This is a genomic window from Salipaludibacillus aurantiacus (genome assembly GCF_900111295.1).
Classification (GTDB): domain Bacteria; phylum Bacillota; class Bacilli; order Bacillales; family Salisediminibacteriaceae; genus Salipaludibacillus; species Salipaludibacillus aurantiacus.
Genome location: NZ_FOGT01000002.1, coordinates 34,853 through 52,421, shown reverse-complemented (window position 1 = coordinate 52,421; position 17,569 = coordinate 34,853). Strand labels below are relative to the sequence as shown.

Sequence of the window (17,569 nt, the reverse complement as noted above, 5' to 3'; positions counted from 1 at the left end):
ATTGTCATCTTTAAAGTCACTTGAGAGTCATATTAGGCAGCTATACTGAACCCATCATAATAAAAGATGGAGGCTTTAGTCATGGAAATATTAAAAATAGAGAACCTGTCTAAACAATACGGCAAGGGGGAAACGGCTGTTTACGCGCTGAATGAGGTCTCCTTTTCCATCAATAAAGGGGAGTTCGCTGCGATAATCGGACCATCCGGTTCGGGTAAATCAACCTTGCTGCATATGCTCGGTGGAGTGGATCGGCCGACCAGCGGAAAAGTGATGATTGACGGGACGGATATTTACAGCTTAAACGATACACAGCTTGCCGTCTTCAGAAGAAGGCAAATCGGGTTGATTTATCAGTTTTACAACTTGATTCCGATATTATCCGTAGAAGAAAATATTACTCTTCCTGTTTTGCTGGATCAGCATGACGTGGAGGAGAAGCGTTTACAGGATATTGTCGCCAAGTTAGGGCTGCAGAACCGTTTGCATTATTTGCCTAACCAGCTGTCAGGAGGCCAGCAGCAGCGGGTCTCTATCGGACGTGCGCTGATCAGCCATCCGACAATCATGCTGGCGGATGAACCAACCGGAAATTTAGACAGTAAAAACAGCAGGGAAATAATTGATCTGCTGAAAATGTTTAACAAAACGTATAATCAGACGCTCGTTATGATTACTCATGATGAGCAAATCGCCTTACAGGCAAATCGCATTATTGAGATAGAAGACGGAGTGATCACCAGGGACGAGGTGGTTCGTCCGTGAACATCGTCAATAGGCTGACAATCAGGCACTTAAAAGAAAATAAAAAACGGACTTCAGTAACCATTGTAGGGGTCATCATTTCTGTTGCGATGATTACAGCTGTGGCCACCCTGAGTTTGTCGTTTATGGACTTATTACAGCGGGAGCACATAAAAAATGAAGGCGAATGGCACGTTCTGTACAAAGGGGTAAACGATGAACAGCTTTCGGCGGTAGAAGCAGATGAACAGACTGAAAAGGTTATTCTTTCAGAAGACCTGGGGTATGCGGAATTGGATAATAGCAGGAATCAGAATAAACCTTATTTATTCGTGAGGGCTTTCAACTCTTCCGGTTTTGACCAATTTCCGGTCGAACTGAGTGAAGGCCGTTTTCCGGAAGCTTCTGATGAAATTGTATTATCGGATCATATTGCTGATAATGCTCAAGTGTATTATGAAATTGGCGATGAATTGACAATAGATGTGGGAGAACGCCAATTGACTAATGAGGAATCGTCAGAAGCCATCGGTCAGTCTTACTCTTTACGTAAGACTGACCAAGGTTTGGAAGAGGAGCTCATTAAAACAGCTGAAGAGAGTTACACCATTACAGGATTTATTGAACGTCCGACATGGGAACCGGTTTGGGCTCCTGGTTACACGGTTTTAACGGCTATGGATGAAGAAACCATCGACGGAAACAATCGGGTGGATGCTTATGTCGTTATGGATAAGGTGACAAGGTCGGTCTACGATGACGCCCAGCAGTTAGCGGATGACAATCACATTGCTCTGTTTGAATTTAACAATGAACTCCTCCGTTATTATGGGGTAACGAATAGTGATGGCTTGGTACAGAGGCTATACTATATATCAGGACTTATTATTGCAGTGATTATAGTCGGATCAGTGGCGCTGATTTATAATGCATTTGCCATTTCTGTTTCAGAGCGTTCAAGGCATTTAGGGATGCTTGCAAGTGTCGGGGCAACAAGGCGCCAGAAAATGAACTCTGTTTTGTTTGAAGGAGCGGTGATTGGGCTCATTAGTCTTCCGGTTGGCATGTTGGCAGGGTTGCTCGGTATTGGCACGACCTTTTGGTTCATTAATTCATTGCTCGAAAGCGCACTGGATTTAACAGAAGGGCTGCGGGTAGTTGTTACGCCAATGCTTATCCTTATTTCTGCGGTTATTTCATTGGTGACGATTTTTATATCTGCATATCTGCCGGCAAGGAAAGCGTCAAAAATCTCTGCGATTGAAGCGATCAGACAAACAGCAGATGTCAAACTGACGAAAAAGAAAGTTAAAACCCCTAAAATTGTCCGTAAACTTTTCGGAATAGAAGCGGAAGTGGCCCTTAAAAATTTAAAAAGAAATAAACGCCGGTATCAGATCACTGTCTTTTCCCTTGTCATTAGTATTGTACTGTTCTTATCAGTTTCATTTTTTACTTCAAGCTTGGAGAGATCAGTAGCTCTTTCACAGCAAGGAGTGACTTATGATATCGAAGTGTATATAAATGAGTCCAATCGGGACATAGAGGAGCAGCTTACGGCTTCAATAACTTCTTTTCCTGAAGTCACCGAGTCAAATACGATGCAATGGTTGTCCGCTCATTCACTAGTCACTGAAGAAAACTTAGGGGAGATGACAGAAGAATGGGCTGAAGAAGACCCCTCAATGCTCTATGACGGGAAGTTCCCATATAATGCAGATGTTTACAGCCTGGACGATGAGGCATTAGCAGAGTATGCTGCCGAAGTTGGCGCTGATCCTGCCGTCCTTCATAATGAGACAGTTCCTGCCGGCATACTAGTAGATATGGTTTCCTACTATGATTACGAGTCAGAAGTGTATGTGGAATCGCAGGTCATCAAAAAAGAAACAGGAAACAGCATTACTCTCAGTCATTTTGACTGGGGGACAGGAGAGCCAACAGAGGAGACAGACGTTACTATAGCTGCCCTAACCGACCAGCTTCCTATGGGAGCCAACTCAGGGCATGAAACAGGCCTGATCCTCTTTGTCTCGGAAGATGTCTTTAATAGCTGGCTGGACACTTATGCGCCGGGAGGCCCTCAAACGGAGGTCTATTTGCGAAGCTCAGATCCACTAAAAACCGAAGAGGACATTAATGATATGAACAGCGCACATCTTTCTGTTTATAATTTATACAGACACAGGCAGCAGGAAGAACAGATGATGACAATTATTTCAGTATTTATTTACGGTTTTATCGTACTGATTACAGCCATTTCAATCGCCAATATTTTTAATACGATTTCTACAAGCCTCTCTTTAAGGAAAAGGGAATTTGCGATGCTGAAGTCAGTAGGAATGGCGCCGGGCGCTTTTACTAAAATGATGAATTTTGAAAGCTTATTTTACGGAATCAAAGCGCTCCTTTATGGGATTCCTATCAGTATTGCTGTCATGTATATGATGCATCATATCCTTATGGATGCTGTCCGGTACAGTTTTTCTCTTCCGTGGTTGGAGCTGCTTTACGTCATTATTGCTGTCTTTGTGATTGTCAGTGCGTCTATGATGTATGCGATGTCAAAAATCAAAAAAGAGAATATTATTGATTCACTAAAGCAGGAAAATATATAAAAGAATGCGTAGAAGCGGGGACGGTTCAAGTGTAAAAGGAGATCCACCCCGTTTTTTGTGTAAGTATATAAACACCTTAACTTGTTTCACATAATTAATATACCCCTGTGAATACTAATTCCAGGAGGTATACGGCTTATGACAAAGATATGGTTGGTTTTACTTTTATTAGCGACCCAGCCCATCGAACTTCCTGACAGTTTAACTGTGACCCAGGAAGGGGAAACGATCGCGATTGTTAACCGTGAAGACTTTGATATTGGTCTTATTGATACACCTATGATTGATAGTGACACCTATCTGGACTTTATCGATAAACTTGATGAGAAGGTATACAAGGAGCCTGTCAATGCGTACATCAATGACCAGGAAACGGTCGTTAAGGAACGGAGCGGCCACAGGCTTTACCGGAAAGCGTTTATGGAACAGTTTAACACTTATTTTTATGGCACCGGAGCTTCCAAAGTCGAAGTGCCGGAGCTTGAGATTCATCCGAGAGTGGATAGTGAGCTGCTTGCTAATATACGGGTTCAGAAAATAGGGGAGTATGTCACTTATTTTAATTCTAATAACGAAAACCGTGCCCACAATATTTCACTTTCGACTGAAGCGATTGACGACTATGTGGTTTTTCCAAACGAGACCTTTTCCTTCAACAAAGTTGTTGGCGAGCGGACGAAAGAGAACGGCTATTTGCCAGCACCCGTCATCGTCAAAGGAGAATTGTCTGAAGGTGTAGGGGGCGGGATCTGCCAGGTATCGTCCACCTTATTTAATGCTGTCGATAAGGCCGGGCTGGATATTGTCGAGCGTTATACGCACAGCAGGAGCGTCCGCTACGTCCCGCCCGGAAGGGATGCGACTGTGAGCTGGTACGGGCCTGATTTCCGCTTCCGGAATAACTACAATCAGCCGATCTTAATCCGGACGAAACGGCTCGGGGGAAGTATCTCTGTGTCACTTTACTCATCAGATGTGATCGACTACGAACCCCGGAAAGTCCCAATGGCGTCGCCGCGTTTGCCTGAGGAAATAAATACAGAGGAATAAGGCTGCAGAATAGGATATCGTATAGATGGCAGAAGGCTTAAATGTAGACAGTACGAGAAGGGTCTGAATCCTGTTCGTACTGTTTTTTGTATCCTCTGGAAATTCAGCAATTATAATAATATAAAAACAAGCAGCCTGGCCTTAATCACCTCATTTAATCACATCCATCCAGATTGTCTTTTTAAACAATCTTCCCGAAAAAAAGGATTTGATGTCTATTAGTAGAATGACTATATATTACCAATTAAAACAATAGCTAAAGTTTGAGGGGGATGGATGATGCTTAAGAAAGATATGGTACTCGTTCCCGGGCCGACGCCGGTCGTCGACTCTGTGTATGAGGCGCTGGGACAGGAAACAATGAATCACACGGATCCGAGGTTTGCGGCAATTTACAAGGACGCAATTGAGAAAACACGGGAGATGTTCAAAACAGACGGAGAAGTATTTGTCATTGGCGGCTCCGGCACGGTTGCGATGGAAATGGCGATTGTAAATACCGTTGCAGCCGGTGAAAAAATATTAGTCATCAGCCATGGCTATTTCGGTGACCGTTTCATTAAATTAGCGGAAGCGTTCGGGATAGAAGCAGAGGTGCTTCAGGCGGACTGGGGAAAACATGTCGATGTTCATGAGCTGGACGAAAAGCTTGCGAAGGAGACGTATAAAGCGGTGACAATTACTCACGCCGACACATCGACAGGGGTGGCCGCCGATCTGGATTTGCTTGTCCCAGCCATTAAAAAACACGGGGCACTCGTTATTCTTGACGGTGTCTGTGCCACTGCTGCAATTCAAGAAGATATGAGTAAGACTTATGGCGATTCTGATGCCAAGATTGATGTCGTCATAACAGGCTGCCAAAAAGCGATCGGGGTACCGCCGGGTCTTGCCATCGCAGCCTTTAACAAGACGGCCTTACTGGCCCGCGAACAACTCGGGCGCGTGCCAGCCTACTATTCAGATATCTATAACTGGCTTCCGATTATGGATGACCCGAAGAAATATTTCGCCACACCGCCAGTGAATCTTATCTACGCTTACAATCAAGGGATGAAGCTGGTGCTGGAAGAAGGATTGGAGGCACGCTATAACCGCCATACCGCCTTCGGGAAAGGAATCAGAGCAGCGCTTGAAACTTATGGAATGAAGGCGTTAGCGAATGAAGAGGCTGCGGCTCCAACCCTCAGCTGTATTCTTTACCCAGAAGGCATGGACGATGCCGCGTTCCGTGCCGCCCTTGCGGAAAAAGGTCTCATTGTCGCAGGTGCCCTGGCGCATTTACAAGGAAAAGCGTTCAGGATCGGCCACATGGGAAATACAACAGAACATATGCTTGAAGAAGCACTCTTGCTCATCGGAGAGGCGATGAATGAACTAGGTTTTTCCACTGAGCCGTCAAAAGCCGTGAAGGTCTTTAGAAAACACCTGACGGGAAAATCACTCTCTCACTAAGTTATTTAAGATTGAATGGAAAATAAAGCATCCCTTTAGGCCCTGGGGAAAAATCGGGCGGTTAATTTTCAATCTTGGCCAAGCAAGAGACAGCCTTTGAATGGTGATGAGTGGATCACATTCAAAGGCTTTTTTTGTTCTGGGAAAAGTTTCGAATGCGTAAAAAAAGAGGCTGGAGAGAAACGACGAATTATCCTTGCACAAATAAAAACAATATATTTTACAACTTTATTTAATTTCTTTAATGGAAGGACAGAAGGGGGCGACGCCTAAGGGATGAAGCGCAGTCTGAAGATCCAATTCAACGAAGCTTTAGGCTAAGTTGAATTTAGCTGAAGACAAGCCCCTGGGCAAGCGCCCGCCTGGCGGACTGGAATAAATACTTTTATCAAAAAACATCCGAACAACATTCATAAGATATAGTAAATATTTCCTTAAAATTACTCTGTACCCACACTGTTTATTAAAAAGGTGAAATACCTGTTCATTAATTGGTATACTTAAATTATTATGCCTTTTTTTAATGTGCGGATTTTAAAAAATGAGAGGAACTTAAGATTATAAAGAGAGATGAGGGATGAAGTTGAAGTCGAAGCATTTGTCACCCGATGAAGAGGCTGTAAAAGTATTAAAAGCCGTCGCTAATAAACACCGCCTTGAAATTTTACGGCTTTTAAGTGTGAGGCCTCACAACGTTAATGAACTGGCAGCTAAATTAAATCTTCCATTCTCGACCACAGCAACTAACGTTAAGAAGCTGGAAGATGTTGAACTTATATCTACAGAACTTGTGCCGGGGCGGGGCACGCAAAAAGTGAACGCGAAAAATTATGATCGGATTATTGTTGATCTGTTTGAAAAGGAAACAGAAATAAACGATAAACAGTTTTTTATAGATATGCCAATAGGGGAATATTTCGATTGTAAAGTGCACCCTAACTGCGGGCTGGTCGGCGAGAAAAGTTATATTGGGATGCAGGATGACCCCCGCGCTTTTTACGAACCGGGAAGAAAAGAGGCACAGCTTTTATTCATGCGCCATGGGTATGTGGAATACCGTTTTCAAAATAAGATCCCGTATGGAACAAAAGCAAAAGAGATCGAAGTCGCAGCTGAATTATGTTCTGAAGCGCCGAATCACAAGCTGGACTGGCCCTCTGATATCACGGTGTGGATTAATGGGAAAGAGGCCGGGACGTGGACCTCTCCCAGCGACTTTGGAGGGGAGCGCGGATTTTTAACACCTTCATGGTGGCATACAAATTATACACAGTACGGGATGCTTAAACGGTGGCGAATAACAAGTGAAGGGTGCTTTATCGACGGAAATAAAATAACCGATAAAGTGACAATTAAGGATTTGGAACTTGAGAAACACCCCTTTATATCCATTAAAATTGGAGTAAAAGATGAGGCCGAAAATAAAGGCGGATTTAATTTATTCGGCCCCAAATTTGGTAACTATGAGCAAGGAATTCAACTGACAGTAGAGACTTAAGAGTATATATGTGACAAAAATGTTTCAGGAGCCTTTATCAAAAAATAATTTTTTTATAAAGGCTCTTGTTTATTACTGAAAAAGCGGTTACAATAAAACCAAGTTGATGAAAGCGATTTATTTTTTTATCTATTATTACTAACTTTAAGGTAATAAAACTATTATTATGAGAATGAAAGGTTGATAGCGATGATGAAGCTGGATATAGCTCAGGAGGTGGGCCAGACTCTTTCTCCGAATCCCCAATTCAATCGGAATAACTGGCTTGAACTGCAAGGGGAATGGCGATTCGCTGCAGACCCTGAAAACGAGGGGATTAAGAAGGGCTGGTTTAAAGAATTTCCAGCGGGAGACAGCATAGACGTGCCTTATGTCCAGGAGAGCGACAGGAATTCCACTCACACTGAATATGCCTCTGTTGTCTGGTATGAGAAAGAAGTTAGCTTGGACGAAGAGCAGAAGAATAAAACAATCCTGCTTCATTTTGAAGCGGTAGATTACAAGACAACAGTTTGGATAAACGGATTCCAGGCCGGTGAACATGAAGGCGGGCATACCCCGTTCAAGATCTCTTATAAGCCGGAAGGCAACGAAGAAAACGTGACGGTAACTGTTCGTGCCGAAGATTTTAATACAACGGATCAGCCGGTAGGTAAACAATCCTGGAAAGAAGATAATTTTTTATGCTGGTACTCTCGTACGACTGGAATCTGGCAAACCGTCTGGATGGAATTTGTAAACGATTTCTATCTTGAAAGCGTTCAAATGACGCCGGATATTGACACGGGGCAGGTGATTGTTGAAGCATTCTGCCGCATCCCTGAGCAGTTTCAGAAGAGAACGTCCCTCACGATGACAGTCTACCTGCACGGGAAACAGATTACTGAAGTCACTGTAAACCACCTGTCACCCTATACAAAAACAACCCTTACGGTCGACTCGGATTTTCCTGATTTCCGTCTCGCATACTGGACGCCTGAGTCACCTGAACTTTATGACATCATTTTTACTCTTGAAACAGACGGAGAGGTGGAAGATACTGTAGCCAGCTATTTCGGGATGAGAAAAGTGTCAGTGAAAGATAATGAGATTTTGCTGAATAACGAGAAGTTCTACCAAAAACTCATTCTTGACCAAGGCTATTATAAAGACACGTTAATGACAGCGCCTGACGCTTCGGCTGAACTGGAGGACATTGAAAAGATCAAGGCGATGGGATTCAACGGGCTTAGGAAACACCAAACTGTCGGCACGCACCGTTTCTTGTACCTCTGCGATAAATTAGGACTGGTCACTTGGGCAGAGATGCCGAGCTTTTACAAGTTTCATAGCGGATCAATTGGACGGGCCAGCTCAGAGTGGCAGGAAATAATCCAGAAACATTACAACCATCCGAGTACGATTATTTACACGATTATGAATGAGTCCTGGGGAGTCAATGAGGTTTATTCAAATAAGCAGCAGCAACATTTTGTGGATGCGCTTTATTCTCTCACGAAAGCGCTTGATCCTATGAGGCTCGTTATAGGAAATGACGGATGGGAGCAAACGAAAACAGATATTTTAACTATCCATGATTATACACAGGACGGAGGAAAATTAAGCGAGGCTTACCGTTCAAAAGAACACTTCGTAAATGGAGCCCCTGCAAAGACGAGCAATAAATACACGTATGCCCAAGGCTATAAATACGAAGGGCAGCCTGTCCTTTTAAGTGAGTTTGGCGGGGTGGCGTTTACTGAACAGACCGGGTCTCAAGAGGAAGACTGGGGATATGGCGACCGTCCGGAATCGAAAGAAGAAGCTTGGGAGCGGATCTCGGCGTTAATTACTGCCGTGATGGACAATGAGCACTTTTGCGGCTTCTGCTACACGCAGCTTTCAGACGTCCAGCAGGAGGTCAATGGCTTGCTGACGCATGATCACGACTATAAATTTGACCCTGAAAAAGTTAGAAAACTGTTAAATCAGAAGCATACCCGAGGATTCATTTTTGAATAAGAGGAAAGGGGAGATAAGAAATGGAAGAACGAGCACAGATGGTACAACCTGAAGCTCCGGAAAGGAAAAAAATCAGTAATAAGGAGGTGCTCTCTTATTTCAGTTACGGGATGGGCCAGTGTATCAGTTTCGGACTCATAGGCACCTATATCATGTATTTCTATACCGATATTCTTGGCATTTCCGCTCTAGCGGCAAGTACGATTTTTGTGATTGCCCGTACGTTTGATGCAGCGAATGACCCGCTGATGGCGTCGATTATGGATACGAGAAAGTCTAAGCATGGAAAGTTCCGGCAATATCTTCTTTACATGCCATTTTTCATATTCTTTATTACAATAATTGCTTTTCTGCCGTTAAACCTTAACCCGACCGCAGCGGTGATTTTTGCCGGAGCCACATATATTTTGTGGGGAGTGTTCTATACGTTATCGGATGTTCCATTCTGGTCAATGTCAGCCGTGATGAGTCAGGAACCACAGGAGCGTACAAAGCTTGTCACTTACGCTAATTTAGGGGTTTTCGTAGGGATTGGTATCCCGACGCTTCTGTTCACGCCGCTAGCTGAATTTCTTGGCGGAGGCAGTTTAAATGACGGATTTTTCTTCGCAGTCGTGATACTATCGTTAATGATGCTTCCGTTCATGTTTCTTGGTTTTAAAAATACCCGTGAGCGCGTGGAACCTCCTAAAGAACGCGTGCGGATCCGCGACGCCATTAAAATAGTCAAAGGCAACAAACCGATGTTTATTATTTTGGCTACCTTTTTCTGTAATGTGTTTGTTAACATCACTTTAACGCTTAATATTTACTTTTTCACTTATAATCTTGGAAACGCTTCCCTTATGGCTGCCTTTGGAATTATCAGCCTGGTCAGCTGCATCGGTTTCTTTTTCATACCAATGCTTACTAAATATTTTTACAAAAAGCATATTTTAATGACCGTTCTTATTGCCGACATTATTGTCAGAGTGCTTTTCTTTATGACGGGATACGGCAACACAACCGTTGTCCTCGCGTTCTTAACAGTGACAATGATTTTGTATACAGCGACAGGTCCGCTTATTTCCGCGATGCTTGCGGAAACGATCGAACTGACAGAAGTCCGTACCGGCCAGCGGTCTGAAGCGGTTACTTTTTCCGGCCAGACATTTACCGGCAAGCTTTCCGTTGCTATTGCAGGCGGTGCGACAGGGGTTATTTTAACAGTGATCAACTACGTGCCTAACCAGGCCCAGTCGGAAGGAACGTTAACAGGTCTGTTTTTCGTCATCGCGTTATTGCCGGCTTTAGGCTCTATCATTCGTCTTGTGCTGATGTATTTCTATAAATACACAGAGAAAGAATTTAATGAAGCAGTGTCAGAACTCCAGTGGCGCAAGCAGCAGAATCCTGGTAATTCATAATTATAGAAGGAAAGGGGGCCGCATTAGAGTTGATATGCGGCTCCCTTTCCTGTTTCCTGGCTGCATTTTTTTAAAAAACTGTCAGATGAGCTAACACTAAATGCCACTTCCATAAAAACGTATGATACATTTTTTGTACGTTACTTATTACTGCAAAATTGAAAGGAGGGTTCTTAGCATGGAAAAGAAATTGATGTTCTGTATCCCGAAAGGCGGTTTTACCGTAAGGGAATCATTGGAATTTGTAAACTTTAACAGTTCGTTTGAGTGTGAAGTGTCCGTCGTGAAGAATAACAGAACTATTAATGCGAAAAGTATTTTAGGAACCCTTAGCCTGTTATCGACTTCAAAAAGCGGAGAAGAGCTGATGATCCATCTTAACGGTGAAGATGCTGAGTATGCCAGCCAGCAAATAGCCAGATTTATTGACAAGAAAATAACTAAGGCTAATTCAAAGCTGGATTTTTCTAAACCGGTAGAATCGTGGCTGTAACTGAACTCGTTCTCAAAGATTTGGGGTCAGCCGTTCGTCACTCGTTTAAAATTCACCTTTTTACCACTCACAGACAGGGCTTATAAGCCTTGTCTTTTTAAGTTGGGGTGCTATTAAAGATGAGTACTGATTCTTAGATACTTTCGCTTGGAAGTTGCAGCGTGAGTGCAATATTAATGTAGGCGGACAAGGCTTCGGGTGCAGTCCGGCTGGGGGCTTACACTGCATCAGATCCAAGCTCTTTACTGTATAGATAGGAACTCCAGAGGGGGGCCTCACTGTATAAATTAACAGCTTACGTTTTGTTTTCCATTTAAAGGGTTAAAGAAGTAGTGTGAAACAATTTAGATTAAAAGGAGATGAGACAATGAGTATTTTATATTTAAGCGATAAGGAAAAAGGCTTTGAAGAAAAGAGCTTGAATTCATTTGATATTGAATCGATCCAAGGGCTAGTGAATGGGTCACCGGAAGCTCTTTATCTCCCTGATAATATTGTGATTTGGAAAAATCCTCGAGCGGCTGTTCTTAATCAAGAGAAAACTCTGGTACTGAAACACGAAGGAGAATTGAACGATTATATTTACGGCGAAGTAGTCGTCACCGGCACAGACGGCACAAAAACGATTGCCTTGTCCGAAGACCAAAAGCAGGAATTCCGCAACAAGCTTGAAGAAGTGGAAGTAGAAGGCGAAAAGCTGCCTGCGGTTGATTACTAAACCGTAGTGTTTAATTAAAAGTAGTTATTAGGAAGCAAAAGCATGGGTTTTCTTTACGGAAATCCCATGCGTTTTTTTATTGTTTCAAGACTCGTTTATTTTGAGCTTGTGAAAAAATGCACTTGAACTAACGGGGGAATCCTTTAACAAGGGTTTGTTTCTCTTGTGAACAAACGAGGCCGCGGTATAAAAGAAAATCGTCACTAGTTTTCTGCTTAGATACTTATACTGTGCAATAGTTTAATGGAAAATTAAGATGAAAGTATATAGAGTCTTTAGCTAACGGAAAACCAGAGTGGAAGAAGAAGTTGTGGATGCCAGCTCCTAATATTTATTTTCTTAACGCTCGATAGTACAAGAAAAGGTTATCAAATATTTTCGAAGCTTTTGTTCGTATTTTTGAATTTATAAAAAAAGAAAACAAACTAAAGAACAAAATTGACCTATTTTAATTATTAATTCGAAAAAATTCTTACTATATCTTTTAATTAATCGCTAGTCCAATCAAATAAAAAACTTCCTTCATAAAGTAAATATTAAAAGCCTTTAAAGCTACACCATACTACGTAATACTACACATTGGTGGGTTTCAAATTATTGGCAGGAAGGAGATGTGAATTTTGGGAATTCAAATATTTCAAGCCTTTTCATGGGGGAATAACTTTGAGGGCCAGCTTGGCCATGGAACAGATGAGGAAATCAGCAATATTCCAGTACCAGTCAATGGATTAACGAATCTCAATGCCATTGCTGGTGGAGGCTGGCATAGCCTGGCACTGCTCTCAGGTGGAACCGTTCAAGCATGGGGCCGTAATTTTGAAGGACAACTGGGAGACGGAACAACTACCCAAAGAAATACCCCAGTACCGGTCAATGGGTTAACGAATGTCACTGCCATTGCTGTAGGAGGACAGCATAGTCTAGCCCTTCTATCCGATGGAACGGTTAGGGCTTGGGGAAATAACACGTTTGGACAATTGGGAGATGGAACCAATACCAACCGAAATATACCAGTGCTGGTCAATGGGTTAACGAATGTCACTGCCATTGCTGCAGGAGGAGAGCATAGTCTAGCCCTTCTATCCGATGGAACGGTTAGGGCTTGGGGAAATAACACGTCTGGACAGTTGGGAGACGGGACCAATACCACCCGAAATGTACCAGGGCCGGTCATTGGCTTAACGGATGTTATTGCCATTGCTGCTAGAGGAGAGCATAGTTTAGCCATCCTATCCGATGGGACGGTTAGGGCTTGGGGAAATAACACGTCTGGACAATTGGGAGACGGGACCAATACCACCCGAAATGTACCAGTGCCAGTCAGTGGCTTAACGGATGTCATTGCCATTGCTTGCGGAGGGTTTCATAGTCTAGCCCTCCTATCTGATGGAACGGTTAGGGCCTGGGAGTTTAACTCTTTTGGACAATTGGGAGACGGAACTAATACTAATCGAACTACTCCAGTACCAGTCAATGGATTAACGAATGTCATTGAGATTGCTGCTGGAGGACAGCATAGTCTAGCGCTCTTATCCAATGGAACGGTTCGTGCTTGGGGGGAAAACTTTTTTGGACAACTGGGAGACGAAACAAACACCAATCGAACTACCCCAGTACCAGTAAGTCGTTTAACAAATGTCATTGCTATTGCTAGTGGAGGGGTTCATAGTTTGGCAATCGAACTGCAATGACGTGTTTATCACTTCTGTATCTTACTGGCATGAATTAAGCAAAAGGCTGTCATTCTTTAAGAAGGTAATACCTTTACTTTCCTATTTTTTAAAAATGAAGAGAACTACTAACGGAGGTTAGTTGAAGAGGTTCACCTAATAATAAAATCATTAGCTCCCCAGTCTAACGATACTGTGCTGAGAGCCATGGTTAAAGATCCAGAAAGCTGCAAATGCAGCTTTTTTTAATTGTTTACTGGAAAATGATGTTAAACTAAAGGGGAAAATAGCGAACATTTCGAGTATCTTTATAAAATTAAAAACGTATTAAATTAGTGAAAAATTTAAAAAAAGCGCAGGGGGTAAAAATGAGGAAAACGGGGACGCTATATTTTTTTGTGGAAAAATTGGTGCAGGAAAATCAACTAAATCAAAACAATTGGCGATAGATAAACATGCGGTACTATTGTCAGAGGATGAATGGCTATCATCTCTTTATCCCAATCAGATTGCATCATTTGAGGCCTATATTAAATTCTCACCCCAGCTTAAACCGTTGGTGAAAAAGCATGTCCAAAACTTATTAAGTATCGGTACAGTTGTCGTGATGGATTTTCCGGGCAACACTCAACAACAGCGAAAGTGGTTGTTGGATATTGCGTCAGAGGTCAATGCAAGCCATCAACTAATTTTCCTTAATCTAAATAACGAGCAATGCTTACCTCAAATTGCACAAAGGCGTACCGAACAACCCGAAAGGGCAGCTTTTAACACGGAAGGGGTGTTTATCCAAGTTACTAGTTTTTTTGAAGCACCAGAGGCATCCGAAGGTTTAAATATTTTAGAGTTTAGCGAAAAAGAATAACAAGAGTTCAATGATTCTTGAGTATAGAGTATCTTTAGTTCTGGGAGGTGCTTAAACGAAATGTGAGTAAGAAAGTTCCACTGTTAAAAGCAATGTATTTTTGTGAATCGGTACACTTAAACGGAGAGCAATAGTTGAAGATCCAGGAAGCTGCACATGCAGCTTTTTTGTTTAGTTTATAACTGGAAAATGATGTTAAACTAAAGGGGAGGTTCATTAAATAACACTACTTGGTTTTAGTAGTATAACTAGGATATAGTACTCAATGTTAGGCTTCAATTTAGAAGGAGGGAAAGGATATGGAATCATTCAGTACTCCAACTCGATGGAACTTAAATAACCTTCTTCAGTGTGATTCAGACTTGGAAGAATTTAAGAATTATATTAGTTGTATTAAAGCAAATTTGTTAGAAATTGAGGAATGTGAGAAGTTAAATCCACTGAATGAAAGTGAATTAAATGCAATTTCGCAAATAATTAAACAGGTTGAATCAGCAGAATCTTTCTATTATTGTTTAACAACAGAAAACGTAGATCCATCTCTATTAACATCATTAAATACAAGTATTTCTATGTTGAAATCGCAAGCCCGTTTTATTGTAGCGAGTTTGCAAGAAAGAATCAGTAATATGAGTGAAAAACAATTTACAAATTGGTCTAACAGTATTAACCAAAAAGTTTTTATAGAGGAATTATTAATGGATACACAAAGAACAAGTAAAGAAGAAAAGATTATTTCAAATTTTGCTAAAGAAACATTAAGTAATCTTGAGGAAATCTATATGCAAGTTCGAAACAATTTGATGGTAAAGGGAAACTTTGATAAAGAGGAAAACGAAATATCTTTTGCTGAAGCTAATAGTTTGGCTCTTTCTCATCCAGAACCATCTAAAAGACATTGTGTATTGAGGGATCTTAACCAAACACTCCAAACGCAAGTAGAGGTTTTTGCATCCATTTACAATTCCATGGTTGGGTTAAGACTTAAAGAGAATAATGTGAAAAATGCAGATTACCTTGAAGAGTCTTTGAAATTAAATGGTATATCTAAACAATCGCTTAATACAATGTGGGATACAGTGGATACCAATATACATGTCCTTTCGAAATATTTAAATATTAGAGCAGGGGAAGTAGGGAAAGAAAGAATTTCTTGGCATGAATTGATGACTTCATCTCAGGAGGTAGCTAACGAAATTACATACTCACAAGCGATTGAAGGAATTATTGATTCCCTTGCTGATATTGATATCAACATGTGTGAATTTGTAAAAGAGGCAATAGAAAAGGGGTGGGTAGATGCAGAACAACGTAAAACAAAACCACCAGGGGGCTTTTGTGCTCCATTTATTCCAGAAGGTGAGTCACGAATATCATTGAATTATGACAATAGTATAGACAGTGCTAGAAGGCTTGCACATGAATTAGGTCATGCTTGGCATTTTAAACAAATGAAAAATGTTCCATCCCTGCGTTTTTCTGATGATACGTTCGAAATGACAACGGCGGAAACTTCTTCAATTTTCTTTGAAACGGTATATATTGATTATGTAATTCAAAACACTAATGATGTTTCGGTCAAAAAAGCTATTCTTGAGGCTAAAATTGAGCGGAGTTTAAATTATTTAATGTCTATTAGAGGAGCCTTCTTATTTGAAGACAAGTTTTATGGTCATAGAAAAAGTGGACCATTAGATGCTAACCAGATAGAAGAACTTTCGTTGGAATCTCTGGAAAAAGCATATGGAAATAGTTTAAGTGAATATGAACCTTTTGTATGGATTAAATATGTACAGTTCTACCAAGCTAATATTCCTTTTTATAATTACCCTTACTCCTTTGGCTTCTTGTTAAGCATTGGACTTTTAGAGCTTGCTAAAAAAGATAAACTATTTAACCAAAAATTCCAATGGTTTCTTAGTGAGACTGGAGTAATGCCACTTGAACAACTTATTCAGAAACACTTCAAGATAGAACTTTCAAAACCAGAATTTTGGCAACAGTCAATTCAGAGTGTAATTCAAGATATAGAAGAGTATAATAAAATTTTTTGAAGAGATGTACTTAAACAAACGGAGAGCAATAGTTGAAGATCCAGGAAGCTTCATATGCGGCTTTTTAAATTGCCTTCAAACTAGAAGATGATGTTAAGGGGAGTTTTGTGGAATAAGAGATAAATAAGATTGAGGTATGATTTATTATCACTGAAAATAGATAGAAAATTTACTATTTTTGAAATTATGTTACGATTATCGTGATTAAAAGTGATTTTTTAAATACTGACCTAGGAGTGGTATCTTGAGTCAAAGAACGAAGTATATAGTGATTTTCATTAGTGGTATTCTAATCACACTACTCGTGTTAATACCTTTAGTTGGAAACCCGTTGACTTAAAAATAAAAACGAACTGGAGCAGCAACTATCACTCTCTATATTTAGAGGTGATTTTCTTCTGTTTGAGGTGTGTGCTGGCTGGGGGCGGGGCAACTTCTTTATGGCTGGGAAGATTTAAGAGCAATACATTTAGTTTTTAATTATAGGGTGAATTAACTTAACAAGCAATCGTTGCTTTAAGTCGGTATCGGGGAGTTTTGTTTAAGTAGTGTTAGGTAAATTAGAGGAGGAAAATAATGAAGTATTTTCTTTATATTATGGTTATTATAGCTATTCTGGTAACTGCAGGCTGTTCTCTGCAGACTACAACGCATTTTTCAGGTGAAGGGGATAACTGGATAGTAAAATATACTGCAAATGGAGAAACTGCTGACTATGAAATTCAATATACAGGTGAAGAACCAGTACCTGAAAACATAAATTACATTATTGACACTTTTTCGGTAACAGGCAGGGAATTAAGTGAGAATGGCTATGTACAAAATGAACATAGGGGGAATGAAGTGGATGAAAACGATGAAGAAATTAATGTAACTATTGAATGGAATGGGGAGTCTGAAATTTTTAATTTAACACAAGAGTAGGAAAATAATATCGAGACAGGCTAGATTAACCCAACAGCATATTAGCCTGAATATTATGTATTGAATTAGATGA

13 protein-coding genes are annotated in these 17,569 nt (G+C 41.1%); all 13 read left to right on the top strand.

Features of this window, described 5'->3' with window-relative positions; translation table 11 throughout:
* The first annotated feature begins 81 nt into the window (after nt 1-81).
* The 13 genes from BMW59_RS02235 (at nt 82) to BMW59_RS02175 (ending at nt 17,496) form a co-directional block, all read left to right on the top strand.
* Entirely contained in the window at nt 82-765 is a 684-nt protein-coding gene (locus BMW59_RS02235) for an ABC transporter ATP-binding protein (RefSeq protein ID WP_093047403.1), read from the top strand.
* Nucleotides 762-3,362, top strand: a complete 2,601-nt coding sequence (locus BMW59_RS02230) for an FtsX-like permease family protein (RefSeq protein ID WP_093047402.1) — start codon at nt 762-764, stop codon at nt 3,360-3,362. The genes BMW59_RS02235 and BMW59_RS02230 overlap by 4 nt, the downstream gene beginning before the upstream one ends.
* Before the next feature lie 138 nt (nt 3,363-3,500).
* Entirely contained in the window at nt 3,501-4,412 is a 912-nt protein-coding gene (locus BMW59_RS02225) for a VanW family protein (RefSeq protein ID WP_093047401.1), read from the top strand.
* 279 nt (nt 4,413-4,691) lie between these two features.
* Complete coding sequence (locus tag BMW59_RS02220) at nt 4,692-5,867, top strand: pyridoxal-phosphate-dependent aminotransferase family protein (RefSeq protein ID WP_093047400.1); 1,176 nt, start codon at nt 4,692-4,694, stop codon at nt 5,865-5,867.
* Nucleotides 5,868-6,444: 577 nt separating this feature from the next.
* Nucleotides 6,445-7,365 carry an ArsR/SmtB family transcription factor gene (locus BMW59_RS02215; protein WP_093047399.1) on the top strand — a complete coding sequence of 307 codons (921 nt, stop codon included), beginning with the start codon at nt 6,445-6,447 and terminating at the stop codon, nt 7,363-7,365.
* Between the two features lie 189 nt (nt 7,366-7,554).
* Nucleotides 7,555-9,366, top strand: a complete 1,812-nt coding sequence (locus tag BMW59_RS02210; protein WP_218141976.1) for a glycoside hydrolase family 2 protein — start codon at nt 7,555-7,557, stop codon at nt 9,364-9,366.
* 20 nt (nt 9,367-9,386) lie between these two features.
* A complete protein-coding gene (locus tag BMW59_RS02205) occupies nt 9,387-10,772 on the top strand; it encodes an MFS transporter (protein WP_093047398.1) in 1,386 nt (461 codons plus the stop codon).
* Nucleotides 10,773-10,950: 178 nt separating this feature from the next.
* A complete protein-coding gene (locus BMW59_RS02200) occupies nt 10,951-11,265 on the top strand; it encodes an HPr family phosphocarrier protein (protein ID WP_177174159.1) in 315 nt (104 codons plus the stop codon).
* A 367-nt stretch (nt 11,266-11,632) separates the two neighbouring features.
* Complete coding sequence (locus BMW59_RS02195) at nt 11,633-11,983, top strand: DUF3846 domain-containing protein (RefSeq protein ID WP_093047396.1); 351 nt, start codon at nt 11,633-11,635, stop codon at nt 11,981-11,983.
* Nucleotides 11,984-12,603: 620 nt separating this feature from the next.
* Nucleotides 12,604-13,674, top strand: coding sequence for an RCC1 domain-containing protein (locus tag BMW59_RS02190; protein ID WP_218141975.1), 1,071 nt, complete (start codon nt 12,604-12,606; stop codon nt 13,672-13,674).
* 418 nt (nt 13,675-14,092) lie between these two features.
* Nucleotides 14,093-14,518, top strand: a complete 426-nt coding sequence (locus BMW59_RS02185; RefSeq protein WP_245732915.1) for a P-loop nucleotide/nucleoside kinase family protein — start codon at nt 14,093-14,095, stop codon at nt 14,516-14,518.
* Nucleotides 14,519-14,817: 299 nt separating this feature from the next.
* Nucleotides 14,818-16,572 (top strand): M3 family metallopeptidase, encoded by a 1,755-nt coding sequence (locus BMW59_RS02180; protein WP_093047393.1) that lies wholly within the window; start codon nt 14,818-14,820, stop codon nt 16,570-16,572.
* Nucleotides 16,573-17,148: 576 nt separating this feature from the next.
* Entirely contained in the window at nt 17,149-17,496 is a 348-nt protein-coding gene (locus BMW59_RS02175) for a hypothetical protein (RefSeq protein WP_093047392.1), read from the top strand.
* Nucleotides 17,497-17,569: the final 73 nt, after the last annotated feature.